At 69.0% G+C, this 24,836-nt stretch carries 27 protein-coding genes and 1 rRNA gene; 11 read left to right on the top strand and 17 right to left on the bottom strand.

The genetic code is table 11. The annotated features are described in order from the left end of the window. Positions 1 to 330, bottom strand: a 330-nt coding sequence (locus MKK84_RS28600; RefSeq protein WP_279599759.1) for a 1-deoxy-D-xylulose-5-phosphate synthase N-terminal domain-containing protein, incomplete at its 3' end; no start/stop codon positions are given. Between the two features lie 455 nt (positions 331 to 785). Here MKK84_RS28600 and MKK84_RS28595 point away from each other — a divergent pair. From MKK84_RS28595 to ettA, 3 genes are all read left to right on the top strand, one after another. Then, entirely contained in the window at positions 786 to 1,679 is an 894-nt protein-coding gene (locus MKK84_RS28595) for a DNA/RNA non-specific endonuclease (protein WP_243925456.1), read from the top strand. Between the two features lie 9 nt (positions 1,680 to 1,688). Beyond that, positions 1,689 to 1,997: a hypothetical protein gene (locus MKK84_RS28590; protein ID WP_243925454.1), complete on the top strand. Its 309-nt coding sequence runs from the start codon at positions 1,689 to 1,691 to the stop codon at positions 1,995 to 1,997. A 181-nt stretch (positions 1,998 to 2,178) separates the two neighbouring features. Beyond that, positions 2,179 to 3,831, top strand: coding sequence for an energy-dependent translational throttle protein EttA (ettA, locus tag MKK84_RS28585; RefSeq protein ID WP_243925452.1), 1,653 nt, complete (start codon positions 2,179 to 2,181; stop codon positions 3,829 to 3,831). Between the two features lie 108 nt (positions 3,832 to 3,939). Here the strand turns inward: ettA and MKK84_RS28580 are convergent, their stop codons facing one another. Then, positions 3,940 to 4,887: an NAD-dependent epimerase/dehydratase family protein gene (locus MKK84_RS28580; RefSeq protein WP_243925449.1), complete on the bottom strand. Its 948-nt coding sequence runs from the start codon at positions 4,885 to 4,887 to the stop codon at positions 3,940 to 3,942. A gap of 259 nt (positions 4,888 to 5,146) precedes the next feature. On the opposite strand from MKK84_RS28580, the gene MKK84_RS28575 reads away from it, so the two are divergent. Continuing rightward, positions 5,147 to 6,349, top strand: a complete 1,203-nt coding sequence (locus MKK84_RS28575) for an OpgC family protein (protein ID WP_243925447.1) — start codon at positions 5,147 to 5,149, stop codon at positions 6,347 to 6,349. Positions 6,350 to 6,358: 9 nt separating this feature from the next. Further along, positions 6,359 to 6,526, top strand: a complete 168-nt coding sequence (locus tag MKK84_RS28570) for a DUF2256 domain-containing protein (RefSeq protein WP_243925445.1) — start codon at positions 6,359 to 6,361, stop codon at positions 6,524 to 6,526. Between the two features lie 4 nt (positions 6,527 to 6,530). Here the strand turns inward: MKK84_RS28570 and MKK84_RS28565 are convergent, their stop codons facing one another. From MKK84_RS28565 to MKK84_RS28550, 4 genes are read right to left on the bottom strand one after another with little or no spacing between them, the layout of a single operon-like run. After that, positions 6,531 to 7,124 (bottom strand): NTP transferase domain-containing protein, encoded by a 594-nt coding sequence (locus MKK84_RS28565; protein ID WP_243925443.1) that lies wholly within the window; start codon positions 7,122 to 7,124, stop codon positions 6,531 to 6,533. Further along, positions 7,117 to 8,151: a molybdopterin-binding protein gene (locus MKK84_RS28560; protein WP_243925441.1), complete on the bottom strand. Its 1,035-nt coding sequence runs from the start codon at positions 8,149 to 8,151 to the stop codon at positions 7,117 to 7,119. Before MKK84_RS28560 ends, MKK84_RS28565 begins: the two co-directional genes overlap by 8 nt. After that, positions 8,148 to 8,849 (bottom strand): XdhC family protein, encoded by a 702-nt coding sequence (locus tag MKK84_RS28555; protein WP_243925439.1) that lies wholly within the window; start codon positions 8,847 to 8,849, stop codon positions 8,148 to 8,150. The genes MKK84_RS28560 and MKK84_RS28555 overlap by 4 nt, the downstream gene beginning before the upstream one ends. Then, positions 8,849 to 9,172 (bottom strand): XdhC family protein, encoded by a 324-nt coding sequence (locus MKK84_RS28550; protein WP_091720836.1) that lies wholly within the window; start codon positions 9,170 to 9,172, stop codon positions 8,849 to 8,851. Before MKK84_RS28550 ends, MKK84_RS28555 begins: the two co-directional genes overlap by 1 nt. 387 nt (positions 9,173 to 9,559) lie before the next feature. Here MKK84_RS28550 and MKK84_RS28545 point away from each other — a divergent pair, with 387 nt between their 5' ends. Continuing rightward, a complete protein-coding gene (locus MKK84_RS28545) occupies positions 9,560 to 10,954 on the top strand; it encodes an ATP-binding protein (protein WP_243925458.1) in 1,395 nt (464 codons plus the stop codon). A gap of 6 nt (positions 10,955 to 10,960) precedes the next feature. On the opposite strand, the gene MKK84_RS28540 is transcribed toward MKK84_RS28545, so the two are convergent. Then, on the bottom strand, positions 10,961 to 11,194 hold the full coding sequence (locus tag MKK84_RS28540) for a hypothetical protein (protein WP_243925437.1): 234 nt from the start codon (positions 11,192 to 11,194) through the stop codon (positions 10,961 to 10,963). A gap of 247 nt (positions 11,195 to 11,441) precedes the next feature. On the opposite strand from MKK84_RS28540, the gene MKK84_RS28535 reads away from it, so the two are divergent. Both MKK84_RS28535 and MKK84_RS28530 read left to right on the top strand, forming a co-directional pair. Next, complete coding sequence (locus MKK84_RS28535; RefSeq protein ID WP_243925435.1) at positions 11,442 to 11,633, top strand: hypothetical protein; 192 nt, start codon at positions 11,442 to 11,444, stop codon at positions 11,631 to 11,633. 23 nt (positions 11,634 to 11,656) lie between these two features. Then, positions 11,657 to 12,838, top strand: a complete 1,182-nt coding sequence (locus MKK84_RS28530) for a pyridoxal phosphate-dependent aminotransferase (RefSeq protein WP_243925434.1) — start codon at positions 11,657 to 11,659, stop codon at positions 12,836 to 12,838. 219 nt (positions 12,839 to 13,057) lie between these two features. On the opposite strand, the gene MKK84_RS28525 is transcribed toward MKK84_RS28530, so the two are convergent. From MKK84_RS28525 to MKK84_RS28515, 3 genes are all read right to left on the bottom strand, one after another. Continuing rightward, complete coding sequence (locus MKK84_RS28525) at positions 13,058 to 14,062, bottom strand: esterase (RefSeq protein ID WP_243925432.1); 1,005 nt, start codon at positions 14,060 to 14,062, stop codon at positions 13,058 to 13,060. A 315-nt stretch (positions 14,063 to 14,377) separates the two neighbouring features. Further along, complete coding sequence (locus tag MKK84_RS28520) at positions 14,378 to 14,896, bottom strand: DUF533 domain-containing protein (RefSeq protein ID WP_243925430.1); 519 nt, start codon at positions 14,894 to 14,896, stop codon at positions 14,378 to 14,380. A gap of 68 nt (positions 14,897 to 14,964) precedes the next feature. Beyond that, entirely contained in the window at positions 14,965 to 15,309 is a 345-nt protein-coding gene (locus MKK84_RS28515; protein WP_243925428.1) for a hypothetical protein, read from the bottom strand. A 233-nt stretch (positions 15,310 to 15,542) separates the two neighbouring features. Here MKK84_RS28515 and MKK84_RS28510 point away from each other — a divergent pair, with 233 nt between their 5' ends. After that, entirely contained in the window at positions 15,543 to 16,424 is an 882-nt protein-coding gene (locus MKK84_RS28510; protein WP_243925426.1) for a transglutaminase-like domain-containing protein, read from the top strand. A gap of 10 nt (positions 16,425 to 16,434) precedes the next feature. Here MKK84_RS28510 and MKK84_RS28505 read toward each other — a convergent pair whose 3' ends face one another. Further along, positions 16,435 to 17,463: an alpha/beta hydrolase gene (locus MKK84_RS28505; protein ID WP_243925424.1), complete on the bottom strand. Its 1,029-nt coding sequence runs from the start codon at positions 17,461 to 17,463 to the stop codon at positions 16,435 to 16,437. A 170-nt stretch (positions 17,464 to 17,633) separates the two neighbouring features. Here MKK84_RS28505 and meaB point away from each other — a divergent pair, with 170 nt between their 5' ends. Both meaB and MKK84_RS28495 read left to right on the top strand, forming a co-directional pair. Then, complete coding sequence (gene meaB / locus MKK84_RS28500; protein WP_243925422.1) at positions 17,634 to 18,620, top strand: methylmalonyl Co-A mutase-associated GTPase MeaB; 987 nt, start codon at positions 17,634 to 17,636, stop codon at positions 18,618 to 18,620. 137 nt (positions 18,621 to 18,757) lie between these two features. Further along, positions 18,758 to 19,135, top strand: coding sequence for a CsbD family protein (locus MKK84_RS28495; protein WP_243925420.1), 378 nt, complete (start codon positions 18,758 to 18,760; stop codon positions 19,133 to 19,135). Between the two features lie 46 nt (positions 19,136 to 19,181). Here MKK84_RS28495 and MKK84_RS28490 read toward each other — a convergent pair whose 3' ends face one another. The 6 genes from MKK84_RS28490 to rrf form a co-directional block, all read right to left on the bottom strand. Then, positions 19,182 to 19,967 (bottom strand): 3-hydroxybutyrate dehydrogenase, encoded by a 786-nt coding sequence (locus MKK84_RS28490; protein ID WP_243925418.1) that lies wholly within the window; start codon positions 19,965 to 19,967, stop codon positions 19,182 to 19,184. A gap of 30 nt (positions 19,968 to 19,997) precedes the next feature. Next, entirely contained in the window at positions 19,998 to 20,741 is a 744-nt protein-coding gene (locus MKK84_RS28485) for an acetoacetate decarboxylase (protein WP_243925417.1), read from the bottom strand. Between the two features lie 63 nt (positions 20,742 to 20,804). After that, a complete protein-coding gene (locus tag MKK84_RS28480) occupies positions 20,805 to 21,935 on the bottom strand; it encodes a patatin-like phospholipase family protein (RefSeq protein ID WP_243925415.1) in 1,131 nt (376 codons plus the stop codon). Between the two features lie 243 nt (positions 21,936 to 22,178). Continuing rightward, positions 22,179 to 23,651: an ATP-binding protein gene (locus MKK84_RS28475; RefSeq protein WP_243925413.1), complete on the bottom strand. Its 1,473-nt coding sequence runs from the start codon at positions 23,649 to 23,651 to the stop codon at positions 22,179 to 22,181. Beyond that, a complete protein-coding gene (locus MKK84_RS28470) occupies positions 23,648 to 24,343 on the bottom strand; it encodes a response regulator transcription factor (protein ID WP_243925411.1) in 696 nt (231 codons plus the stop codon). The genes MKK84_RS28475 and MKK84_RS28470 overlap by 4 nt, the downstream gene beginning before the upstream one ends. Positions 24,344 to 24,719: 376 nt before the next feature. Then, positions 24,720 to 24,835, bottom strand: a 5S ribosomal RNA gene (gene rrf / locus MKK84_RS28465). Between the last annotated feature and the right edge of the window lies 1 nt (position 24,836).

Genomic DNA, 24,836 nt, shown 5'->3' with positions numbered 1-24,836 from the left:
GCGCTTGGTGAAGCCCGAGAGGCCGCCGCCCTGGCGCAGCGTGCGGATGCGGTCGCGGCGCTCGGTGAGGATCTTGTGCGGGTAGCACTGGTGGCCGACGTCCCAGACGATGCGGTCGTCGGGGGTGTCGAACACGTGGTGCAGGGCGACGGTGAGTTCGACCACGCCGAGCCCCGAGCCGAGATGGCCGCCGGTGATCGAGACGGCGTCGATCATCTCGGCGCGCACCGCATCCGCCACACTCTGCAGCTCCGATTCCGGAAGACGCCGCAACGCTGCCGGGTTCGGGACGCGATCCAGCAACGCCGATTGCTCAGGTGATATCGCCAATGGTCGAATCCGCTCGTTCGAGTGTGGCGACGGCCGCTTCGCGTGCCCTGGGCCGGCGCGATACAGGCATCCGGCGGTCCGCGTTCATGCTAGAACCCACCCGTCCGTCGCTGTCATGATAGTGCCAGTTACGGATGATCGGCGGCCCGATCAATGTCAGGTCGCCATTTTTTTCAGTTACGTGCCTTCACCGCCACAAGAGGTCCACCTTTGAGTCCGGCTCGTCTGTGCACAATCCTGCTCACGCTGGCGATTACGGGTAACGGCGAAGCTTACGCCCAGCCACGACAGCCGGACGGTAACCTTGATTTCCTCTGCAACTTCCTGGGCGATTGCCCGCCGCGGCTCGCCCCCGGCGGCCCGGATCGTGACGTGCGGCCCTTCGCCCAACATCTCGGCCGCCCCTGTGCGTGGCGGAGCCGACCGACGCCGGAGGGCGTGCGGCGGGTGCGCGTATGCTGGTGAGCACACGCCGGAGGCTCTGTGCCACGGCGTTCATTCTCATTGCTTCGTCTGCTCCGGCCGCGCGGGCCGAGGATGCCTGTCCGGCTCTGTTCTCCAACGGGCAGGCCCCGGTTCTCACAAACCCCAAGCTGGCGACGCGAACGGTCCCGCTCTGCTTCGAGGCGTTTGCGGTGCTCCATTCCGGCGTGACGCACACGCCGCTCTATTCCGCGGAGCACCTGACCCGCGCCAGCATCGCCGCAGCCCGCACCGTGGCGCGGGACGATTCGTTCCACGAGGAACTTCGGCTGCCGGCGGACGAGCGGGCCTCGCTGGAGGATTACGTCCGCAGCGGCTTCGACCGGGGCCACCTCGCCCCGGCGGGCGACATGCCGACGCTCGGCGCCCAGGCCGAATCCTTCAGCCTCGCCAACATCGTGCCGCAGAACCGGGTCCTGAATCGCGGTCTCTGGGCCGATATCGAAGAGAGCACACGGCGGCTGGCAACCCGGCGCGGCTCGATCTTCGTGGTGACGGGCGTCATCTTCTCCGGGGATGCGGTCCAGCAGATCAAGGGCGGCGTGCTGGTGCCGACCCAGCTGTTCAAGGCGCTCTACGATCCGGCGAGCGGCGAGGCCGGCGCCTATCTCGCCCGCAACGCGGATTCGCGCGACTGGCAAGCGGTTTCCATCGACGAGCTGAACCGGCAGGCCGGGATCGACGTCTTCCCTGGGCTGCCGGTCGGTGCCCGGACCACCGCGATGACCCTGCCGGACCCGCACGCTTCCGCCCGCGCCGACGAGCACCGTCCGCGCCATGAGCCGACGTGGCAGGACTGGCTCCAGCGCGAGATCAACCACGCCCTGCGCAAAATCGTCCGCGACGTGCTGCGCGGAATCTTCTGAGAGGGATGCATGCAAAAGGACAGGCAGCCGGACAAGCGCCGCGCCAAAGCCGAGCCCCCATCCGATTCCTTCGCGCCCTTCGCGGACGATGCCGGAGCGCGCACGATCGGCGCCCTCTGCTTCGAGAACGGCACCGACCGGATCGCCCTCCACGGCTCCCTCGATCTGACCCGGGACAAGGCGGGCCTCGCCCAGGCACGGCTGCTCAAGCAGACGCTCGACGCCATCGTGCAGGCCCTGGAGGGCGACGACCTGCCTGAGGCGGTGGCCGAAGCGCCCGAGGCGGCGCCGAAATCGGTCCCGAACCCGTTCGCCTGAGCGGCCCGGTCAAGCGGGGGAAAAGCCGGCATCCTTGCCGCGTCCCGGCGGGCCTGATAGTCGAACAGCGTGATTCCTATATCGTCGGGGCGTGCGTACAGGACGGGGGATGGGCCCCGCGCCTGCCCCGTGCCATTGGCACGCATCGCGCATCCCGCACACCACGCCGAGGATTTCCGCGATGGCTCGCGAATTCATCTACCACATGCGGGGCCTGACCAAGGCCTATACCGGCGGCAAGAAGGTTCTGGATAGCGTCAACCTGTCCTTCTATCCCGACGCCAAGATCGGTGTGCTGGGCATCAACGGCTCGGGCAAGTCGACGCTGCTCAAGATCATGGCCGGCCTCGACAAGGAGTTCACCGGCGACGGCTGGGTCGCCCAGGGCGCGCGCGTCGGCTACCTGCCGCAGGAGCCCCAGCTCGATCCGAACAAGTCCGTCCGCGAGAACGTGATGGAAGGCGTCGCCGAGAAGCAGGCGATGCTCGACCGCTACAACGAGCTCGCCATGAACTACTCGGAGGAGACCGCCGACGAGATGACCGAGCTCCAGGACCGGATCGAGTCGCTGGGCCTCTGGGAACTCGATTCCAAGATCGACCAAGCCATGGAGGCTTTGGGCTGCCCGAGCGACGAGCAGCCGGTCGCCACGCTCTCGGGCGGCGAACGCCGCCGCATCGCGCTGTGCCGCCTGCTCCTGTGGGAGCCCGAGCTGCTGCTCCTCGACGAGCCGACCAACCACCTCGACGCCGAGACGGTGAACTGGCTCGAAGGCCATCTGCGCCAGTATCCGGGCGCGATCCTGATCGTGACCCACGACCGCTACTTCCTGGACAACGTCACGAGCTGGATCCTGGAGCTCGATCGCGGCAAGGGCATCCCGTACGAGGGCAATTATTCGGCCTGGCTGGTGCAGAAGCAGAAACGCCTGGAGCAGGAGGGCCGCGAGGACATGGTCCGGCAGCGCTCCATCGCCCGCGAGCAGGAGTGGATCGCCGCCTCGCCGAAGGCCCGCCAGTCCAAGTCCAAGGCGCGTATCACGCGCTACGAGGAGCTGGTCGCCAAGCAGAACAACAAGGTCGATGCCTCCGCGCAGATCGTCATTCCGATCGACGAGCGGCTCGGCAACAACGTCATCGAGTTCGAGCACCTCAGCAAGGCGTTCGGCGACCGGCTGCTGATCGAGGATCTGTCGTTCAAGCTGCCGCCGGGCGGCATCGTCGGCGTGATCGGCCCGAACGGCGCCGGCAAGACCACCCTGTTCAAGATGATCACCGGCCAGGAGAAGCCCGACAACGGCAAGATCGAGGTCGGCGAGACGGTCAAGCTCGGCTATGTCGACCAGTCGCGCGATGCCCTCGATCCGAACGCCACGGTCTGGCAGGAGGTCTCGGGCGGCAACGACATCATCTATTTCAACAAGCGCGAGATCAATTCGCGCGCCTATTGCGCGGCCTTCGCGTTCAAGGGGCCCGACCAGCAGAAGAAGGTCGGCACCCTCTCGGGCGGCGAGCGCAACCGCGTCCACCTCGCCCGGACCCTGAAGGGCGGCGCCAACGTGCTGCTGCTCGACGAGCCGACCAACGACCTCGACATGGAGACCCTGCGCGCCCTCGAGGACGCGCTGGAGGATTACGCCGGCTGCGCGGTGATCATCAGCCACGATCGCTGGTTCCTGAACCGCATCGCCACGCACATCCTCGCCTTCGAGGGCGACAGCCACGTGGAATGGTTCGAGGGCAACTTCTCCGACTACGAGGCCGACAAGGTCCGGCGGCTCGGGGCCGATTCGATCATGCCGAAGAAGATCAAGTACAAGCGGTTCTCGCGCTGAGCGTCGGCGGGACGATTGCGGGGCGCGATCCATCCGGATGTCGCGCCCTCCTTTTCTGTGGGGGAGAGACGCGGCGGCGCTGCGCTCGATCTCCCTGACCGCGGCCCGTCACCCGAGCCGTGCGCGCGCCTCCGCCAGGATCGCCGACAGGCTCTGCGGGAGCGGAATGACCGGCTTCCAACCCGTCGCCGCCATGAAGGCTGACGGGTCGCAGCCCTCGGCTAGGGTGCTCGCGTCCCGCACCCGGTCGGACACGACCCGGACCGTGAAGGTTGCGTCCGTCATATCGCGCAACGCGTTGAGGATCCCGGAGACCGGGGTCACGGTGCCCGATCCGACATTGTAGATGCCGCCATCCGGCAGATCCGCGAGCCGCTCGGTCAGGCGTATGCAGGCGGCCGTGAAATCGGCCACGTCGAAAAAATCGCGTCCGGCCGAGAGATCGCCGACCTGCAGGCACGGCGGCGCGAGCCCGCGCTCGATGCGGGCGATCTGGCCGGCCAGGGAGGCGACCACGAAGGTCTCGGCCTGCCCGGGTCCGATGTAGTTCGATGGCCGGAGCACGAGATGCTTCACGCCGGCATGCGCCAGCACGTCGCGCAGGATGTACTCGCAGGCGGTCTTGGTCCGTCCCGAGATCGTGTCGGGCCGCGGGGTCACGCTCTCATCCGGACGCGGCCGGACCCGGAACGCCTCGCCGTAAACCACGCTCGCACTCAGGAACACCAGGGTCGCACCCGATTTCGCCAGCGCCTCGGCGAGGTTCAACGTGCCGAGGAGATCCGCCCGCCACGCGTAGGATGGCGTCTCGCTCGATTGGGCGACCGAGGCCAGGGCCGCGAGGTGAAACACGAGGGTCGGTTCGAATTCCGCCACCGCCGCGGCGAGCCGTCCAGCATCGAACGGATCGACCATGAGGAACGTCACGCCGTCGAGCGGCGGCTGCGCGGCGCGGTCGATGCCGAGGATGCGGCTGTCGGAGGGCAGGTCCCGGCGCAGCGCCTCAAGCAGGCGGCGGCCGAGAAAACCTCCGGCTCCGGTGACGAGGACGCGCATGAACCCTGCCCCTGCCCGGCACCGTCGCTGGCGGCCGGGATCGATCCGTCGCGTCTATACCGCCTCCGGGCACGAGGCGAGCGTCCTTCGCCGCATCGCGTCGGGCAGGACCCGGAGCGCGGGCAAGCGTTCTCGACGGACGACCTCACGCCGCCCGTGAACAAAGACGCGTGATCGACGTAGTCTCCCGCAGCGCCTGCGCTGCACTGCGGTATTATCGCGCCGTAGCCAGCCGCAGCGCACCCGACGATGACCTGATTTGAACAGCATCGACGATCTCGAACGCCCGGCGCTCAATGCCGCGCCGCGTCCTCCAGCGGGTCCCGCTGAGACGCCGCATCCCGCAAAGCCCCTGCGGGATGCGCGGGTCGACGTGTTGCGCGGCCTTGCGCTGCTGACGATCTTCGTCGACCACATCCCGCGCAACGCCCCGGCCCTGTTCACGCTGCACAATTTCGGATTCTCGGATGCGGCCGAAATCTTCGTGCTGCTGGCCGGCTACTCCTCCATGATCGCCTATGGCGGGCTGTTCCGGCGGGCGGGGACCCGGACCGCGGTGGCGCGCATCGTCCGGCGCTGCCTGCGCATCTACCTGTTCCAGGCCGGGCTGCTCCTGGCCACGCTGATCATCGTCCGGATCTGGATGGATCTCACCGGGCTCGTGCCGCGATTCGGCGTGGCGCCCCTGATCCAGATGGGCCTCGTGCCGGGCCTGCTGCGCGGGCTCGCGCTGAACGCGCTGCCCAACTACCTCGACATCCTGCCGCTCTACATCCTGCTGCTGGCCGTGTTCCCGCTCGTCCATTTCGGAATGCGGCGCGGCGTGTGGGGCGTGCTGGCGCTGTCCGGCACGCTGTGGCTCGCGGCAAACGTCGATCACCAGCTCAACCTGCCGAACGCCGCCGCGGTCGATGACGGATGGTACTTCAATCCGTTCGCGTGGCAGTTCCTGTTCGTGGTCGGGGCGGCCTTGGCGCTTGCCGTCCGGGCCGGGGACGGGCTGTTGCCCTGGCGCACCTGGGCTGCGGCGGCGGCCGGTGCCTATCTCGGCTTCGCGCTGCTGCAGGGCGGCTCCTGGACCGCGTGGGGCCTGCCGGATCTCAGGCCGCTGGCGATCGAGGCGCCCGACAAGAGCCATGTCGGCCCCCTGCGGCTGCTCGACATCCTGGCGCTGATCTATCTGCTGCTCAGCATACCCGTGGTCGCCCGCCTCAGCCGTTGGCGCCGGCTCCGGCTGATCGATGCCTGCGGCCGGCATTCGCTGGAAGTCTTCGCCGCCGGCTGCCTGGCGGCGCTCATCGGCCGCATCCTCTACCGGACCTTCGACGCCACATGGCCGCTTCAGGTCGCCGTCAATGTCGGCGGTCTCGCGGTCATGATGGGTCTCGCGCACCTCTTGGATGCGCGCGCGCGGCACAGGCAAGCCCAGGATCGCCCGAACGCTGGGCCGGTGCAGGGATGAGGAGGACGGATGCCGCCGATGCGCCGCAAGGGCGACCTTCCGCAGAAGGTCTGCGAACAATGCGGAAAGCCTTTCGCGTGGCGGAAGAAGTGGGCACGTGTCTGGGACGAGGTGCGCTACTGCTCGGACCGGTGCCGCGCCGACGCCCGCACGGCGCGGAAGCACGCCGAGGCCTGACCGCTCAGGCCTGAATGTCCCGCAGGGCCGCGAGTGCGGCCGGCGTGTCGATGTCGAGGCCGGTGGCGGCGTCGCCTGGAATCTCCAGCACATCCGCCCGTCCCCGGAGGAGCGGCCCGGCGCCATGGTCGCCGCGCAGATGCGCGATGTCGGCGCCGAGGCGGCGCAGGTTCAGGAGGACCGGGTTCCCGTAACGCCCGTCCTGCACGGGGACCACGGCTGCCGGCTCCGCATCCGCGAAGGCCGCCACGAGGCGGTCGATATGGGCGGCCGTCACCCGCGGCATGTCGCCCAGCACCACCACGGCGGCGGTGCAGGATGCCGGCAGCGCCGCGAGCCCCGCTCGCAGCGACGTGGCGAGGCCGGCGGCGTAATCGGGATTCTCCACGCGGATCAGTTCGAGATCGTCGAGCGCCGCCCGGACCGCATCCGCGTGCGCGCCCAGCACGGCGACCACCGGGCGCGGCCCGGCACCCAGGGCGGCCTCGGCGGCGTGGCGGACCAGGGGTTTCCCGTCGAGCCGCGCGAGCAGCTTCGGCGCCGGGCCGAACCGACTGCCGCGTCCTGCGGCGAGGAGCACCGTTCCGATCTCAGGCATCGGCCTCCGCCTCGCCGACGGCCTCCCCCCCGGCGCGGGGCTGCGGTCGGGAAACGATCTCCATGAGCAGGCCGCCGACGCCCAGCGCCACGATGTCGGCCCGGGTCACGGTCAGGTCGGCGAGCAGGCGGTGGAGGATCCAGTCGAAGCCGTTCTCCTTCGGCGAGCGCGCGCAGCCCGGGGCGCCGATGACCGGAACGTCGCCCCGGCTGCCGACGAGGAGCAGGTTGCCGGGATCGACCGGCATCCCGAGATGGGCGACCCGGCCCCCGGCGGCCTCGATGCCGGCCGGGATGACGTCGCGCCGGTCGGCGATGGCCGAAGCGCCGAACACCACTACGAGATCGGCCCCGGCGCCGTCGATCGCGCCCGCCAGGGCCTCCGCGACGGCATCGGCCGCGTGCGGCACCCGGGTCTCGGCCACGATCGTGGCGTCCGCTGGGGCGAGGCGCTCGGCCAGCACCCGGAGGGTCTTGTCGATCGTCGCCTCCTTGAGGCTTGGCAGCCGGGTCGACACGACGCCCACCCGGCGGCGGCGATAGGGTGCCACCGCGAGCGTGCCGCCCCCGGCCGCCGCGCAGGCGCAGTCCAGCACCGCGCCGGGCACTGCGTAGGGGATGATCTTGACGGTCGCGATCATCTCGCCTGCCACCACCGGCTTGAACCGGGGGAGCGTGGCCACCGTGACCGCCTCATCGACCGCGTTCGCGGCGTCGATCCGGGCCGGGTCCAGGGTCAGGACGCCTGCGGTCTCGGCGTACAGGTTGCAGCGGCCGGTGAACGGCGCCGCCACCCGCAGGTTCGGCCCGGCGAGGTGAGCGGCCAAGCGCGCGGCGGCGGCATCCTCACCGATATCGCCCGGTTCGAGGGCAGCCGCCACGATCTCCGACACACCGGAACGGGCCAGCTCCGCTGCCAGATCCTGCGGGATCACCGCGCCCTTGCGCAGGGTCAGCCCCTCCCGCCGCACGGTATGGGCGCTGATCAGCCCGGCCGCCTCGGCGAGCGGGACGGGACCGAACCTCACGCGGCCTCCGGGCGGGGCACGTGGCGCAAAGCGGCCACGACCTCGCCGAGCACGGCGAGCGCGATCTCGGCGGGACTGACCGCTCCGATCGGCAGCCCGATCGGCGCACGGATCCGGCCGATCTGCTCCGGCGTGAAGCCGGCTTCGGTGAGCCGGGCGACGCGGGCCGCGTGCGTCTTCCGGGAGCCAAGAGCGCCCACGTAGAAGCAGTCCGCAGCGAGCGCCGCCTTCAGCGCCGGATCGTCGATCTTCGGATCGTGGGTCAGTGCAGCGAGCGCGCAGTAGCGATCGAGCGCCGGCACGCGGGAGCCCAGCACGGCGTCCGGCCATTCGGCCACGAGTTCGATACCCGGGAAGCGCTCGGGCGTGGCGAAGGCGGTCCGCGGATCGATCACCGTCAACGCGAGGTCGAGCCCCGCCGCCATCGGCGCCATGGCCTGCGAGATATGGACGGCACCGATCACCACGAGCCGCACCGGCGGCACGTGGACGGTGAGGAAGAGCGTGCGTCCGTCCGCCTCCACGAGGCCGCTCTTGGCCGAGGCGAGATGCTTGGCCAGCACCGCGCCGAGCGGATCGACGACGATCTCCGACTCGCGCACGAGGCGCTGCGCGCCGTCGGCGATGTCGGTGACCAGGATGGCGGCCCGGCGGGCGGCCCGCTCAGCGTTGAGGACGGACAGGAGGTCGGCGCGCATCAGTCGACCCGCTCGACGAAGACCCGGATCCGCCCGCCGCAGGACAGGCCGGCCCGCCACGCGGTCTCGTCGGCCACGCCGAATTCGAGGACGCGCGGCGCCCCGGCTTCGATCACCTCGATGGCCTCGGTGATCACGGCGCCCTCCACGCATCCCCCCGAGACGGAGCCCAGGAAGTTGCCCGCGTCGTCGACGATGAGGTGGCTGCCCACCGGACGCGGGGCGGAGCCCCAGGTCTCGATGACAGTCGCCAGAGCTACGGCGCGGCCGTCGCGCCGCCAGGATTCGGCAGCGGAGAGGATGTCGGTATCTGTGCTGAGCATGGCCTGGAAATGCCTTGGGCCGGCGGGTGCCCCCCGCGCGCTACAGGTATGGCCCTCGCGGCGCGGTGCAAGGCGGTCCGGCACCCGCGATCGCGACCGCGTCTCATGACACGATGGCGGAGAACGGCGAACGTCAATACTCTAAGGGCTTCGTTCCTCGGCGGATTCGGTGTTCCGAAACGTGTTCGGCCTATCCAACCCATCACCTCATTCTGAGGCGCCGGAGCGCAGCGAAGGCCTCGAAGGAGGCCTCCAGAGCGCGCCGCGATTTCTGGAGGCCTCCTTCGAGGCGGCTGCGCCGCACCTCAGGATGAGGGTGCGGATTGGAGGCCTTAGGGCAACCGATACTTCGACCGCCCCGTGGCCTCGATCCGGGCGGGCGCCCCCATGAACGCCCCCGATCCCGCCCTCGCCCGCGCCCTGCGCCAGGATCCCCCGCGTTCGGGCCCGCGCCGGCTGTGGAAGCGGATCAGCCGCGCGGTCGGCGACCGGCTGCCGAAGGGGCTCTACGCCCGGTCACTGATCATCATCATCGCGCCGGTGGTGCTGCTCCAGTCGGTGATCGCTTACACCTTCATGGAGCGGCATTGGCAGCTCGTGACCAAGCGCCTCTCGGCGGCGGTCACCGCCGACGTCGCCGCGCTGATCGACATCTACGAGAGCTATCCGCAGGACAGGGACGCCGAGACCCTCTCGCGCATCGCGGGCGAACGGCTGAACCTCGACCTGGACATCCTCAAGGGCGCCAAGCTGCCACCGCCGGGGCCGAGGCCGTTCTTCTCGATCCTGGACGAGGCCCTCTCGGACGAGATCCAGCGTCAGATCCGCCGCCCCTTCTGGATCGACACGGTCGGCCGCTCGAACCTGATCGAGATCCGGGTGGCGATCCCCGACGGGGTGATGCGGATCACCGCCCGGCGCAGCCAGGCCTACGCGTCGAACTCGCACATCTTCCTCGTGTGGATGATCGGCTCCTCGCTGGTCCTGCTCGGCGTCGCGATCCTGTTCCTGCGCAACCAGATCAAGCCGATCCTGCGGCTCGCCGCCGTGGCAGAGGGGTTCGGCAAGGGCCGGGAGATCGAGTTCCGTCCCCGGGGCGCCCGGGAGGTGCGGCAGGCCGGCCACGCCTTCATCGAGATGAAGCGGCGCATCGAGCGGGCGATGGAACAGCGCACCACGATGCTGAACGGCGTCAGCCACGATCTGCGCACGATCCTGACCCGGTTCCGCCTGTCCCTGGCGCTGATCGAGCAGACGGACGAGATCGAGGATCTCAGCCGCGACGTCGACGAGATGAGCCGGATGCTCGAAGGCTACCTCGCCTTCGCCCGCGGGGATTCGGCCGAGCTCGCCAGCCCCACCGACATGCGGTCGCTGCTGGAGGATATCCGCACCGATGTCGAGCGGCTCGGCGCGCATGTCTCCACGGTGGAGCTGGCCGGGGCGCCCGAGATCACGGTGCGCCCGGATGCCTTCCGGCGCTGCCTGTTCAACTTGGCGTCCAACGCCGCCCGGTACGGCGAGACGGTGGCGATTTCCGGCCGGCTGGAGGCCCGCGCCTTCTTCGTCTCGATCGACGACGACGGGCCGGGCATCCCCCCGGAGAGCCGGGAGGCGGTGTTCAAACCCTTCGTGCGGCTTGACGATGCCCGGCAGGATGCCGGCGGCTCCGGCCTGGGGCTCGCGATCGCCCGGGACATCGCCCGGGCCCATGGCGGCGACATCGCCCTGCACGACAGCCCGCTCGGCGGCCTGCGGGCCACGGTCCGGGTCCCGGCCTGAACCGCTTCAGGCGTCGGCGGGCCGGCGCAGGCGCAGGAACTCGTCCTGGGCGTTCCGCAACAGATGATCGATGCTGGCCGCGTCGAGACCGGCCGCCGTGAGGCGTGCGCGCAGGGCGGCCTCCCCGTTCCAGGCATAACCAGCATCGGTCGGCAGGTGGCGCAGCAACAGGGGGCTGACGATCGCGCCACGCCGGTAGGCCGGGTGGCGCAGCAGTTTCCCGATCTGTGTGGCCAACATATCGACGGGGGACGCACCGGCGCCCGAAGCGCCCGGCCCTTTTCCTGGCCACTGGACCGTTGATCGGCTCATTCGCTTTCGATCTCCCATGATCAGTATCGGGCCGAAAGATTGAGCAAGCGTGAGCGGATCAGCGGCTCGGCGAAAAACTGCAGCCGCCGGGGTCCCAACCGTCGCGGCACGGTGCTATGCAGATTCGTTTTCCAGGGGCGCGCACGCCGTTGCACGCCGGATCCGAGTGCCGAACATGAACCCGCTCGTTCCCCTCTTCATCCTGCTCTCGCTGCCGCTCGCGGCGATCGGCCTCGTGCTTTACACCGACACGGGCATCGAGCCGGCCCTGTTCTACGCCTCGGTGAAGACCTTCGTGATTCTTGGCCTGATCTCCGTGGGGATGTCGTTCGCCGCCATGAAGCTCGGCGAGCGCACCAAGCCCTGACGCTCCAAAGCGCGGAGGGCGCGATGCTGCACGTGGTTCCGGCCTTCTCCCGCATCGGCGAGGAGAACGCCTTCGCGGTGCTGGCCCGCGCCCAGGCCCTGGCGGCCCAGGGCCGCGACGTGATCAATCTCGGCATCGGCCAACCCGACATGCCGACCCCGCCCCATGTGGTCGAGGCCGGCATCAAGGCGTTGCGCGACGGCCATCACGGCTACACCCCGGCGGTCGGTATCCCGCCCCTGCGCGAAGCGGTTGCCCGCGACATCCACCGCCGCCACGGGGTCGCGGTCTCACCGGATTCGGTGATGATCGTGCCGGGCGGCAAGGTCACCATGTTCATGGCGATCCTGATGTTCGGCGCGCCCGGCGTGGAGATCCTGTACCCGGATCCCGGCTTCCCGATCTACCGCTCGATGATCGAGTTCACGGGCGCGACGCCGGTGCCGGTGCCGATCCGCGAGGCGAACGGCTTCGCGTTCTCGGCGGCCGAGACCCTGTCGCTGATTACTACCAAGACCCGGCTGCTGATCGTCAATTCTCCGGCGAACCCGACGGGCGGCGTGACCCCGAAGGCCGAGATCGACGCCCTAGTGCGGGGATTGGCCGACCATCCCGACGTGGCGGTGCTGTCGGACGAGATCTACGGCACGATGACCTACGACGGCGAGGCCCATCACTCGCTGCTGACCTACGAAGAAATCCGCGATCGGCTGATCTACCTCGATGGGGCGTCCAAGACCTACGCGATGACCGGCTGGCGGCTGGGCTGGTCGGTCTGGCCGAAGCCGCTCTACGACGCCGCGCGCAAGCTGGCGGTCAACGCGCATTCCTGCGTCAACGCATCGACGCAGTGGGCCGGCATCGCGGCCCTCGACGGCCCGCAGGATTGCGTGGCCGACATGGTCGCTGCGTTCGACCGGCGCCGGGCGATCGTGGTGGACGGCTTGAACGCCCTGCCGGGGGTTTCCTGCATTGCGCCGAAGGGGGCGTTCTACGCCTTCCCGAACATCTCCGAGACCGGCTGGAAGGCGAAGGCGCTAGCCTCCACGCTTCTCGAAGAGGCAGGCGTGGCGGTGATTGGCGGACCGGATTTCGGTGTCCACGGCGAGGGCTACATCCGCCTATCCTACGCCAACTCGGAGGCAAATATCCGCCGGGCGCTGGAGCGGATGGGGACATTCCTGAGCGAGCGCAAGCCGGGCTGAGTGGCTTACGAGCGTCGGACTGGATCTGCCGCGTAAACTCCCTCCGCCGCTGCTGGCTTGCGGGTTCAAAAATCAGGTCCGGACAGGCTGGTTCAGGATCGAGCACTCGTCCCTTCTATCACTCGCGAGAGGGGACCTATTGCGCTCCGTCAGGAACAACGATGCCCAACCCAGATAGGTGACGATCGTAGCCGGCAGCGGTGGGAAGAAATCAGCCGTTCAGGATTTCACCGCGGCCCGCTTCTCGATCCAGCCGGCGAGCCAATCGGCGATGTCGAGGCTGTTCTTGTCCTGCATCAGCATGTGCGAATTGCCGTGGATGCCGATCTCCGGCAGCAGGATCAGCTCTGCGCGGCCGCCCGCGGCGTTGGCCGCCGCCACGAAGCCGCGGCATTGCTTGAGCCGGGGCGCCCAGCGTGACGAGGTGTCGACGTAGTCGCCGAACAGGACCAGGATCGGCAGGTCCTTGTACGGCGCGAGGTCGTCCTTGGCCGGGTCCGGGCAGCCAGCGGGCTCGATGGCGACGATCGCACGGATGCCCGTGCGGTCGAGGGCGGTGGTCTGGAACGGGTAGATCCCCGATTGCGAGTGCGAGACCAGCACCGCGCCCTTGAGCCGCTTGGCGAGTTCCGACAGGGCCGGCACGGTGGGGTTCGGCATCGGCAGGGCAGCCGACCAGTCCGGGACCATCTGCTTCCAGAACTCTTCTTGCGCCTCCAGGGGGAACTGCATCCCCGGAAACACCTTCGGGTATTCCGGGCCGAACCGGAAGATCGCCCAGGCCGGCTCACGGCCGGCCGAGAACACGGCCGGCAGCGTGTTGGGCTCGGCTCGGCCCATCTTCACCGCGTCGACCTGGGCCGGGCTCGCCGCCGAGCGGCCGCGCCACGCCTGATCGATCACGTAGGTCGGAAAGCCGCGGCGCACGAAGTACTCGTCCCAGCCCATGCGGCCGTCCGGCGTCGTCTCCCAGGTTTTTCCCGTGAGGCAGCAGCCATGGATCAGGACCAGCGGCGGCCGGACCGGCGCGACCGGGAGCTGATAGCGGACATAGATCTGGTCGACGCTGATCGTCCCCGAGGGCGCGTAGGCCGGCAGCGTCGAGAGTGTGTCGGACTGAACGTCGCGGCCGCCCACGAAAAAGCTGCCCTGCGCGGCGATAGTGAGCGGTCCCGGCGACGGTTCGGCCGCCTCGGCGGCTCCAGTCAGCAACAGGGCGGCCATCGCACAGACGGCCGGCCATGCGCGGGAAAAAGCGGGCAGCGACAATCCTGCCATGATGCGTCCCGGCCCTCTCGATCGGGCCTGTCCGGCCCTTCCCCGGGCCGCGATGCTAAGCAGACTGGCGCCGATTAGCCAGCGCTTCATCAGCCAGATCTTCCCCAAAGCATCGTTTGGTGTTGCAGAACGGCGGAAACCCGCAACAAAAGCTGTTTCCAGCCTAGTTCGATGAGATCCCGGTCCCACACCGCGCGGACCTCCGCACCGATGGCGGAAGGGTCCTCGCAGCGTCGAGCGTGCCAAGCCGTGCGGCGACGGTCAGGCGGCGATGTCGCGTTCGATACGGCTCGTCGCGTCGGCGGGCAGATCCAGGGCTTCGGCCAGCATCTTCAGGAACTGGCGCTCCTGCAGCGTGTCGGGATCGATGGCGAGCCGGGCTGCCGCGTAGATCCGGGCCGCAGCGTCGGGGCCCGCCACCCGCTCGGCGATCTCGTCCACATCGGCGGGGCTTTCGAGCTCCCGCTCCAGCCAGGATTGCCCGTCCGCATCGAGCCCGGCCTCGGAGACGGCAGCCTGGAGGCGCTTGCGCTCCGCGGCATCGACCAGGCCGTCGGCCGTTGTGGCCGCCACCATCGCCCGGAGCATCAGGCGGGCCTCATCCTCGGCGACGGCGGTAAAATCCGGACCGCCCGTGGCTGGCGTTGGTGCCTCGGTGCCGCGCAGGGCCCGGAAGGCGAGGCCGCTGATCAGCGCGAGCCCACCCAGCGCCGCGCCCGCGGCGAGGCCGCTCCGTCGTGAGCGCACCAACGCGTCCACCATCCGCCTGCTATCGGCCATGCAACCCTCCCGGTCTCGTTCCCGAATCGGTTCGAAAACGGCCGGGGGGCGCTTCGGTTCAGCCGCGTTCAGGCGTCGGCTTCATCCTCGTCCTCGTCGATGTCGACCAAGAAGACGATGTCGGCCTCGTCCTCGTCGGTCTCGCCGTCCGAATCGGTGCCGGAATGGTGCGCGTCCTCGACGTATTCACCTTCCCCGTCATCCTCAGCGAGGGCGTCCTCGAAGATCTCGATCTCGTCCTCGGTGGCGGCCCGGATCTTGAGCGCCGAGGTGCCGTTCCAGAGCGGCTTGCCCTCGCTCGTCATGGTCCGGATGTCTTCCTTGAAGCCCGCACAGGTGAACAGGTCCTTGGCGGACGCCTCGTCGCTGTTGATCACCGCTACGGCGGTGCCCTCGATCTCGAGCGTGAACATGGCCGGCATCCCTCTCGTAACCGTCCTCAGGCGCGCCCGATCAGCGGGATCGCGCGGGTGCGACGCCGGGCCCCGGACGAAAACCCGTGGGTTTCGTCCGGCGGTCCTGAGCGCCGCCAAGGGGATGCTGTAGGGGTGAAGCGAGCGGGCGCCAAGCCCGTCGCCACGGTGCCGGCGCGATTTGGCGCGGCGCACCTGGCTCGGGACAACAACGGACAAAAGGATCACCGCGCATGCGGATCAGGCTCGGCTGCGAGATGCGCTACGCCTTCCCCTATCCGGTGCCCATGGTGGTCATGCTCAATGTGCATCCCACCCGGGCCGACGCCCTCGAAACGCCCGATACGCTGCGCACCGAGCCCCCCGTTCCGGTGGAGACCTACCGCGATGGGTTCGGCAACCTGTGCGGCCGCCTGACCGCTCCGGCCGGCAACTTCACCATCGGCACCGACGCGGTGATCCGCGACGACGGCGCGCGCGATGCGGCCCACCGGGAGGCCGAGCAGCATACGATCGAGGCGCTCCCCGCAGACACCATCGTGTTCCTCCTGCCGAGCCGCTACTGCGAATCGGACCTGCTGGCGGACGAAGCGTGGCGGCTGTTCGGCGACGTCGCGCCGGGCTGGGACCGGGTGCAGGCGGTCTGCGATTTCGTCCACCACCACATTGCGTTCGGCTACGAGTTCGCCCACCGGGACCGCACCGCCCTGGACGCCTATGCGGGCGGGCGTGGTGTCTGCCGGGACTTCACCCATCTCGCGGTGGCCTTGTGCCGAGCCCTGAACGTGCCGACCCGCTACTGCACCGGCTACATCAGCTTCATCGGCGAGCCCGAGCCGCACCCGGCCGGCGATTTCGCCGCCTGGATGGAGGTCTATCTCGGCGGGCGCTGGCACGTGTTCGACCCGCGCAACAACGCTCCGCGGATCGGGCGGGTGATGGTGGCCTACGGGCGCGACGCCGCGGACGTGCCGCTGACCCACACCTTCGGGCCCAACCCTCTGGTGGGCTTCCGGGTCTGGGCCGACGAGATCGACCACAGCGACGGGTCCGACGCGGCGATGCCGCCGGAGGAACCCTTGCCGCCGCAGAGCATGGCGACCCGGACCGGGTGACGGTCGAGCCTCAGACCCCCGCCCCTCGCGCGATCGCCCGCTTGACCACGCCCTGCACCTCCGGGTTCGACAGGAACAGGTCGTGGTTGATCAGGCCGCCGCCGTAATCCGAGGCGTCGGCGACGCGCACGCCGAGCGCCTCCAGCTTCGCACGGTCCACCGCGCCCGCGCGGACGCCGCCGGCCAGAGCCGCGGAGAGTTCGAGCGCCCGGTCGTTGGTCGCCGAGATCACCGTGATCTTCGACACGTCCGGTCCGAGCCGGGAGACGCCGTTGGAGAACAGGTCGAAGTCGATGTCGGGGGCGGCCAGCACCACAGCGCCGAGGCGCGCCATCGCCGCCTCGCCGGCCTCCGCGCGCAGCATGCGCACGGTTTCCAGCGTCAGGAGCGTGCCCATCGAGTGCGCCACGATGTTGATGCGGCCGCCGCTCGGCGTCGCGGCCAGCGCCTTGAGCAGATCCTCGAAGGCGTCCCGCGACCACAACGCGCTCTCGCGATCGTAGTTGTAATCCAGGGTCGCGGCCGCGGAGGGCCACGTGAACAGGCCTGAAACGCCGCGGAAGCGGATCCCGTCCGACAGCCGCGCGGCACTGACGGCGGCCGACTCGAACGATTCGCGGTAGCCGTGGACGTAGATCAGCACGTCGCGGCCGAGCGCCGCCTGCGCGAAGGCATCCGCCGCGCCGGGCCCGCTCTCGGTCTTGGGCACGGCGCCGATGGTCCAGTCGCCGGTGATGACTGCGGAGACCTTTCCGAGCAGCGACCGGTCCGGGGGCGACAGACGCACCTCCGCGAAGCTGAGTCCCCGGCCGCGCTCGCTGCCGAAATACGGTGGCCGCGGCGGGTTGCCCACGGGCTTGCGGGTCGTGGCGACCAGCAGCACCGGCATGACATCGAGCGCAGATTGCTTCTCGGGCAAAGCCGAGCCGGTCCCGAGATCGTCGGTGACGCAGGCGCCGAGAGACGGGGCAAGACCAGCAGCGCCCGCAAGGGCACCGAACCGGAGGATAACGCGGCGTGAGACGGTCTGGCTCGGCATGATCCGGGTACGCTCGGGTGGGGGCCGCTTCCCTGGCGCATGATCTTGGCCGTGGCGGGGCAGGCGCGTCACGGATCGCTGTGGAGTACGGGCACGGTGTGGCTTGTTGTGCGCGGGACACAAGCCGCGCTCCCCCTCGACGGCGGCCCGCGTCCCCGCCATGAAGAGGTATGACGCCGTCCATCGATATCGAGAACCTGCGCGAGCGCCTGCTGCATGGCGACCGTGCCGCCCTGGCCCGAGCCATCACCCTGGCCGAGTCGAAGCGGGCCGATCATCGGGCGCTGGCCGCCACGCTGATCGATTCCGTGCTGCCGCAGACCGGCAAGGCGATCCGGGTGGGAATTACCGGCGTGCCTGGCGTCGGCAAATCGACCACCATCGATGCCCTCGGCTCGAACCTGACGGCGGCCGGCCACAAGGTGGCGGTGCTGGCGGTCGACCCGTCCTCCTCGCGCACCGGTGGCTCGATCCTGGGCGACAAGACCCGGATGGCCCGCCTCGCCCATGATCCGAACGCCTTCATCCGCCCCTCTCCGTCCTCGGGCACCTTGGGCGGTGTCGCGGCCAAGACCCGCGAGACCATGCTGCTCTGCGAGGCGGCCGGGTTCGACGTGATCCTGGTGGAGACGGTCGGCGTCGGCCAGTCGGAGACCACGGTGGCGGACCTCACCGACTTCTTCCTCGTGCTGATGCTTCCCGGGGCGGGCGACGAGCTTCAAGGTATCAAGAAGGGCATCCTCGAACTCGCCGACATGATCGCGGTCAACAAAGCCGATGCCGGCGAGGCCGAGCATCGGGCCAACGCGGCGGCCTCCGAATACCGGGCGGCCTTGCACATCCTCACCCCGGCCTCCGCGACCTGGACGCCGCCGGTGGTGACCATCTCGGGCTTCCACAACCTGCGGCTGGACGCCCTCTGGGCCAGGATCGTCGATCACCGGGAGAAGCTCACCGCCACCGGCGAGATCCAGGCGAAGCGTCGGACTCAGGACGTGAAGTGGATGTGGGCGCTCGTCGACGAGCGACTGCACCAGCGCCTCGTCGGGTCGCCGGAGGTCCGCCGCCGCACCGCCGAGGCGGAGGCGGCCGTGGCCCGAGGTGAGACCTCGCCGGCCGCAGGCGCAACCGCGATCGCCGAATTGATTGGGCTCTGACACCAAAGGCTCAGTCGGGCTCGGGCGCACAAATTCCAGCCGGACGGGGGGCACAAACCCCTTCTCGCGCGTTCCGAGGACGACGGCGTATCGAGCGGCGCCGCCGTCTCGGTGCCGCGCACGTCCAGGAGAGTGTCATGGTGGATACGGATCGGATCGTCGGCGGCGCCAAGGAAGCCGTCGGCAAGGTTCAGAGCGCGGCCGGCGATTTCGTCGGCTCGAACCGGGACTCGGTCGAGGGGCGCTTCCGCGACGCCCAGGGCCAGGCGCAGAACGTCTACGGGCAGGTGAAGGACAAGGCCCGTGACATCGCCGACCAAGCCAGCGACGTCGCCAGCGACGCGTATGACCGCGCCGGCGACTATGCGAGTGACGCCTACGAGCGCAGCGGCTCCTATCTGCGCGACGGCCGCGCCGCCGTCGGCGCTCGGGTCGAAGAGAATCCCCTCGTCGCGCTGCTCATCGCGGGCGCGGTCGGCTACGGCATCGCCCTGCTGATCCACGGCCGCCGCTGATCGAACACGGCCCCGCCCGGTCGCGCGGGCGGGGCCGAATACGCCGCTACTGCGCCGTCCAGCCACCATCCATCGGGATGTTGGCACCAGTGATCTGGCTCGCCGCGTCGGAGCACAGGAACACCGCGAGCGCGGCGACCTGATCGACGGTGACGAACTCCTTGGTCGGCTGCGCCTTGAGCAGCACCTCCTCGATCACCTGTTCCTTGGTAAGGCCGCGGGCCTTCATGGTGTCGGGGATCTGCGCCTCAACGAGGGGCGTCCAGACATAGCCCGGCGAGATGCAGTTCACCGTGACCTTGTGGGGCGCGAGTTCCAGCGCCGCCGTCTTGGTCAGGCCGGCGATGCCGTGCTTGGCGGCGACGTAGGCCGACTTGAACGGCGAGGCCACCAGCGAGTGGGCCGAGGCGGTGTTGATGATCCGCCCCCAGCCCCGCGCCTTCATGCCGGGGATGGCGGCATGCATCGCGTAGAAGGCCGAGGACAGGTTGATCGCGATGATCTGCTCCCATTTCTCCGCCGGGAAATCCTCGATCGGCGAAACGAACTGGATGCCGGCATTGTTGACCAGCACGTCGAGGGATCCGAAGCATCCCTGCGCGTCCCGGACCATCGCGTCGATCTCGGCGGGCTTCGACATGTCGGCCCCGGAATAGAGCGCGCGCACCTCGAACTCCGTCTCGATGGCGGTGCGGGCCTGCTCGATCTCATCCGGCTTGCCGAAGCCGTTCAGCACGATGTTGGCCCCCTCGGCGGCGAACGCCCGGGCGATCGCGAGCCCGATCCCGCTGGTCGAGCCGGTGACGAGGGCGGTCTTGGTCTTGAGCGTCATGGCATCCTCCGGATCTGGGCAGGACTGTGATCAGGCGAGATAGTCGTGCAGCACTGTGCCGTACGGAAGGGTGAAGTCCACGACCATGTGGCGCGCCCCGACGATCCGGCGCACCGGCAGGTCGGCGACGCGGCAATTGACGTGGGGGATCAGATCGAGGCGGCCCTCGCCGTTCCAGGCGCCGTGGACCGTGACGTCCTCCAGCCGGTAGCCCACGAGCTGGGCAACCTTCGGCTGGCCGTCGACATCCGGCAGCAGCTTCAGGTTGATGTTGAGCTTGCGCAAGCCCTCGCGGACGGAACCGAGATCGTGCTCCAGGCTCTCGTGCTTATAGGTCATGGTGCCCATCGCGACCCGCTCCTCGTCGTAGAACAGCGTCCCGGTCAGGGTATCCTTCATGAGCTTGAGCTGGGGCTGGCCCCACTTCTTCGGAAAGCCCCAGATCTCGCGGCCGGCGGTGATCGGCGGCTCATCGTCGAGGTACATCTGGATCGAGAAATTGCACGGCTCGCCGTTGTAGAAGGCATACGCGCCGCTGCCGCTCTCCTCGTAATCGCCGAAGCCCGAGGAATCGGGCATCTTCATCCACTCGTAGAAGACGAGGTTGTCCGGGTGCGGCTCCAGCGGCTCCGGCAGCGCCCGGCGCAGGGCGAGGGGATCGGTCTCGTAGGTGATGATCAGGTATTCGCGCTGGCAGAAGCGGTAGGGCCCGCGCGGATAGCTCGGGCTGATGGCGGGCATCGAGGTCGTGGACAGGATCTCGTCGCGGGTCATGGTCAAACCTCCGCTCGTCCGGGCTGGGGCGATCGGTCCGCCCCGGCTGCCGTCAGGGTCGTGTCAATCGCGGGCGTGCCGGCTGAGGTCGAAGACGGCGACGCCGTCCTCGTTATGCGCCCGCTCACGCCAGCGCCGGTGGCGCAGGGACCGGACAGCATCGTCGTGCCCGGCCTGCCAGTGCTCCAGCATCGTGGCCCGGGAGAACTCGTAATCCTTCGAGTTCCCCTCGTAGCTCTTCTGCCGGTAGATCAGCTGCATCATCGTGATGAAGTTCTGGCGGGTGACCTGGCGCAGGAAGGTCACGTCGTCGTCGGCCTGCATCTCCGGCGGCAGCTTCTCGATCAGCCGCCGCATGGCGCGCTTGGCCTTGCGGATCTCGATGTTCTTGTCGGTGTTGAGCCGGGTCCGGCTCGAATAGCGGATGTCCTTCTCGCGCTCGGCGGCGTCGACCAGGGTGCGGGGCATCGCCCCCTGGGCCGAGAACAGATCGACCTGGTAGACGACCAGATCGCGCTGGCGCTCGGTGTCGAGCACGTAATCGAGGGGCGTGTTCGAGACGAGGCCACCGTCCCAATAGGCCTCGCCGTCGATGATCACCGGCGGGAAGCCGGGCGGCAGCGCCCCCGAGGCCATGATGTGTTCCGGACCGATCCGGTCGGTCCGGGTGTCGAAATAGATGAAGTTGCCCGAGCGGACGTTCACGGCGCCGACGCTGAGCCGGACCTCGCCCCGGTTAATCCGGTCGAAATCGACCAGCCGCTCCAGCGTACCCTTGAGGGCCCCGGTGTCGTAGAGGCTGAGCGCCTCCGGAGCGCCGGGCGGGTAGAACGCCGCGGGCGGCACGCGCGGCGTGAAGAACCCCGGCACGCCGAAGGTTGCGATCCAGGCTGCCGACATCTCGTTGAACGCCGTCCGGGCCTGCTCGCCCGGGACGAACGGCTTCGCCGTCAGATCCGAGGAGACCAGCTCCCAGAATTCCCGCAACCGGGCGACGCGCCGGTCCGGCGGGTTACCCGCGATCAGCGCCGCGTTGATGGCACCGATCGAGATCCCGGCGACCCAATCGACTGTCGTCTCCTGCTTGGCGAGCGCTTCGTAGATGCCGGCCTGATAGGATCCCAGCGCACCGCCGCCCTGCAGGACGAGCACCGAAGCTTCACCGGACGGATACAGGGTCTCGGATGCGATCATCAAACTGCCACGCTTCGAGCCGCGTGCTCCCGTGGCAGATTCAGATCTTAGGAATGTGACATCCTGTCACGAGCGAGCTGCGCGCGGACCCTGTCCACAGGGAAGCCAGCCCGACGCGGATGGCGCCTTGTGCGGTCCTGCCTGCTTCATCCGATCGACCGTGTCGCTGTTCGGCAGCATCGGGCACCGGACGAGATCGAACGCGCACGGCATCATCCCGGTTCGGCACGCAGCACGCCGTCCCTATCCGAGCCCCACCCGTGCGGGTCCCGCCGCGCCGGCCGCATCGCCCTGGGCCAGCGGCAGCGATACCTCCACACGCAGGCCGGGGCCGTTGTCGCGCAAATGCAGGGTGCCCCGGTGAAGGCGCACCACCGCGTTGACGAGGCTGAGGCCAACCCCGAGCCCGGGCTGCGACCGGGATTGCTCCAGACGGACGAATCGCGCGAGCACATGCGCGCGTGCACCCTCGGGAATGCCGGGGCCGCTGTCGGAAACCGCGAGACGAGCGAGCCCGCTTTCACGCCAGACCGCCACGGTGATCCGCCCCGGCCCGCCCCCCGGCGGAGCACCATACTTCAGGGCGTTATCGAGCAAGTTGGCCAGCGCCTGTCCGATCAGCTCCCGATTGGCCTCGACCACGACCCCATCCTCCGCCGAGACCTCCAGGGTGAAGCCCTGATCCTCGGCGAGCGCCTCGTAGAGCTCTGCGACACCCCGGGCCGCCGCACCGAGGTCGTGGGGTGCCATGATCTCGCTTGCGCTGCCGGCTTCGAGCCTGGCGATCATCAGCAGCGCGTTGAAGATCCGGATCAGCCCGTCGCCCTCCTCGATCACCGCTTCCAGAGCGGCGCGCAGCTCATCGGGTGTCGAGGGCCGGCGCAGAGCCTCGTCGGCGCGGTTGCGCAAGCGGGTCAGAGGCGTCTTCAGATCGTGGGCGATGTTGTCGGAGACCTCGCGCATCCCGCGCATCAGCTCGCCGATGCGCTCCAGCATCAGGTTGAGGCTCGATGCGAGGCGGTCGAGTTCATCGCCGTTTCCGGCGACGTGCAGGCGTCCGTCGAGGTCACCCGCCATGATCGCCCGGGTGGTCTGCGTCATGGCGTCGACCCGGCGCAGGACGCGACTCGCCGCGAGCCAGCCGCCGATGACCCCGAGGACGATGATGGCGGCCACGGAGGTGCCGAAGGCCCGGCCGATCACCGCCCGCAGGCGGTCGCGCTCCTCCGTGTCCCGACCGACGAGCAGCCGGAAGCCCCCCGGCAGGGTGAAGACTCGCACGATCGCCCGGTGTGCCTCGGCATCCGAGTCGTTGCGGCCATAGCGGGTCTCGCTCTGACCGGGCGTCGCCAGGATTGCGGCCGGAACGTAGCCGACATTTCCGACCACGTGGTCACCGCCGGCCGTCGTGACGAGGTAGAGGGAGGCGCCCGGCTCCCGCGAGCGTCGCTCGACCACGGTGATCAGGCGACGCAGGCCGCCGGTGTTGTACTGCTCCGACAGGCCGTTGATCTCGGCATCGATCGTCGACACGATCTGGTCGTCCAGCACCGCACGCGCGTTCCAGGCGACGTAGCCGAGCGCCAGGAAGGCGCAGAGCGTGAAGATCGCCAGATAGGCGAGCGACAGCTTGAACGCGGTGGTGCGGAAGAGTTTCTGGAAGCGCGCCGCGCCAGTCTCGGACGGAGTGAGCGCGTCGGTCGGCAGCCGGTTCACCCGGCCGCGCCCTCATCGACGCGCAGCACGTAACCTGCCCCGCGGACCGTGTGGATGATCGGCGACGGGAATCCCTTGTCGAGCTTGCCCCGCAGGCGGGAGACATGGACGTCGATGACGTTGGTCTGCGGATCGAAATGGTAGTCCCAGACGTGTTCCAGCAGCATCGTGCGGGTCACCACCTGGCCGGCATGGCGCATCAGGTATTCGAGGAGCCGGAACTCCCGCGGTTGCAGCAGGATCTCGCGCCCCGACCGCGTGACGCGGTGCGACAGCCGGTCGAGTTCGAGATCGCCGACGCGATAGCGGGTCTCTTCCGCAGTGCCGGATCCGAGCTGCCGCCGGGCCAGGGCCTCGGTGCGGGCGAGCAGCTCCGAGAACGCATAGGGTTTCGGCAGGTAATCGTCGCCGCCGGCGCGCAGCCCCTTCACGCGATCATCGACCTGACCGAGCGCCGACAGGATCAGGACGGGCGTGGCCACCTTCTGCTCGCGCAAAGAGCGAACGAGCGACAGGCCGTCGAGCTTGGGCAACATGCGATCGACGATCAGCACATCGTAAGCGCCCTCGCGGGCCAGCGCGTAGCCGTCCAGCCCGTCATGCGCGCAGTCGGCGACGTGCCCGGTTTCGCGGAACGCCTTGACCAGATAAGCCGCCGCGTCCCGGTCGTCCTCGATGATGAGCAGTCGCATGGATCCGGTCCATAGCGCGCCGCGTGGATCGGGGGAACGTGCCTCGCTCAGCATGGTCAACCCACTCCCCTCCCCTTTCGCGCGGTGAACGGGCCGGAACCATGGGGCGTAGGTCCCGGCCCGTTCCGAAGCGCGGCGCCAAAGACCTCGGAGGGCACGAGGTCGGCCTGCGGCTTCGTTCGCACGATCCGTCGCGCAGATCGGTGCTGTGGGAACTGTGAGCGAACGCCGATTACGGGACGGTCGCGGCCAGATGACTTTCCGGCAAGGTTCGACCGACGCAATGCGCACGAACGCAAACAGGCCGCTCCAAAAGGAGCGGCCTGTTTGCGTCGTCGATATCGTGTTGAGGGCGCGTTTCGATTGCGATGTGCAGGTCTGGCGGCGACCGACTCTCCCGTGTCTTGAGACACAGTACCATGGGCGCTGGCGTGTTTAACGGCCGAGTTCGAGATGGGATCGGGTTCTGGGCACGCCGCTCAGGCCACCAGAC

It is taken from the genome of Methylobacterium sp. E-065, assembly GCF_022829605.1.
In the GTDB taxonomy this organism is placed as follows: Bacteria; Pseudomonadota; Alphaproteobacteria; order Rhizobiales; family Beijerinckiaceae; genus Methylobacterium.
Note: the sequence above shows the minus strand (reverse complement) of the source record. Positions and strands in the feature narration are given on the sequence as shown.

Bases quoted from the DNA above. Each gene is read 5' to 3' on its own strand.
- MKK84_RS28470 (WP_243925411.1), bottom strand. From the start codon at position 24,343: ATGCGACTGCTCATCATCGAGGACGACCGGGACGCGGCGGCTTATCTG.
- MKK84_RS28580 (WP_243925449.1), bottom strand. From the start codon at position 4,887: ATGCGCGTCCTCGTCACCGGAGCCGGAGGTTTTCTCGGCCGCCGCCTG.
- MKK84_RS28550 (WP_091720836.1), bottom strand. From the start codon at position 9,172: ATGCTCAGCACAGATACCGACATCCTCTCCGCTGCCGAATCCTGGCGG.
- MKK84_RS28525 (WP_243925432.1), bottom strand. From the start codon at position 14,062: ATGGCCGCCCTGTTGCTGACTGGAGCCGCCGAGGCGGCCGAACCGTCG.
- MKK84_RS28595 (WP_243925456.1), top strand. From the start codon at position 786: ATGCTGGTGAGCACACGCCGGAGGCTCTGTGCCACGGCGTTCATTCTC.
- MKK84_RS28480 (WP_243925415.1), bottom strand. From the start codon at position 21,935: ATGATCGCATCCGAGACCCTGTATCCGTCCGGTGAAGCTTCGGTGCTC.
- MKK84_RS28535 (WP_243925435.1), top strand. From the start codon at position 11,442: ATGAACCCGCTCGTTCCCCTCTTCATCCTGCTCTCGCTGCCGCTCGCG.
- MKK84_RS28490 (WP_243925418.1), bottom strand. From the start codon at position 19,967: ATGACGCTCAAGACCAAGACCGCCCTCGTCACCGGCTCGACCAGCGGG.
- MKK84_RS28520 (WP_243925430.1), bottom strand. From the start codon at position 14,896: ATGGCCGATAGCAGGCGGATGGTGGACGCGTTGGTGCGCTCACGACGG.
- MKK84_RS28530 (WP_243925434.1), top strand. From the start codon at position 11,657: ATGCTGCACGTGGTTCCGGCCTTCTCCCGCATCGGCGAGGAGAACGCC.
- MKK84_RS28540 (WP_243925437.1), bottom strand. From the start codon at position 11,194: ATGTTGGCCACACAGATCGGGAAACTGCTGCGCCACCCGGCCTACCGG.
- MKK84_RS28485 (WP_243925417.1), bottom strand. From the start codon at position 20,741: ATGACCCGCGACGAGATCCTGTCCACGACCTCGATGCCCGCCATCAGC.
- MKK84_RS28510 (WP_243925426.1), top strand. From the start codon at position 15,543: ATGCGGATCAGGCTCGGCTGCGAGATGCGCTACGCCTTCCCCTATCCG.
- MKK84_RS28505 (WP_243925424.1), bottom strand. From the start codon at position 17,463: ATGCCGAGCCAGACCGTCTCACGCCGCGTTATCCTCCGGTTCGGTGCC.
- MKK84_RS28570 (WP_243925445.1), top strand. From the start codon at position 6,359: ATGCCGCCGATGCGCCGCAAGGGCGACCTTCCGCAGAAGGTCTGCGAA.
- MKK84_RS28515 (WP_243925428.1), bottom strand. From the start codon at position 15,309: ATGTTCACGCTCGAGATCGAGGGCACCGCCGTAGCGGTGATCAACAGC.
- ettA (WP_243925452.1), top strand. From the start codon at position 2,179: ATGGCTCGCGAATTCATCTACCACATGCGGGGCCTGACCAAGGCCTAT.
- MKK84_RS28545 (WP_243925458.1), top strand. From the start codon at position 9,560: ATGAACGCCCCCGATCCCGCCCTCGCCCGCGCCCTGCGCCAGGATCCC.
- MKK84_RS28565 (WP_243925443.1), bottom strand. From the start codon at position 7,124: ATGCCTGAGATCGGAACGGTGCTCCTCGCCGCAGGACGCGGCAGTCGG.
- MKK84_RS28590 (WP_243925454.1), top strand. From the start codon at position 1,689: ATGCAAAAGGACAGGCAGCCGGACAAGCGCCGCGCCAAAGCCGAGCCC.
- MKK84_RS28495 (WP_243925420.1), top strand. From the start codon at position 18,758: ATGGTGGATACGGATCGGATCGTCGGCGGCGCCAAGGAAGCCGTCGGC.
- meaB (WP_243925422.1), top strand. From the start codon at position 17,634: ATGACGCCGTCCATCGATATCGAGAACCTGCGCGAGCGCCTGCTGCAT.
- MKK84_RS28555 (WP_243925439.1), bottom strand. From the start codon at position 8,849: ATGCGCGCCGACCTCCTGTCCGTCCTCAACGCTGAGCGGGCCGCCCGC.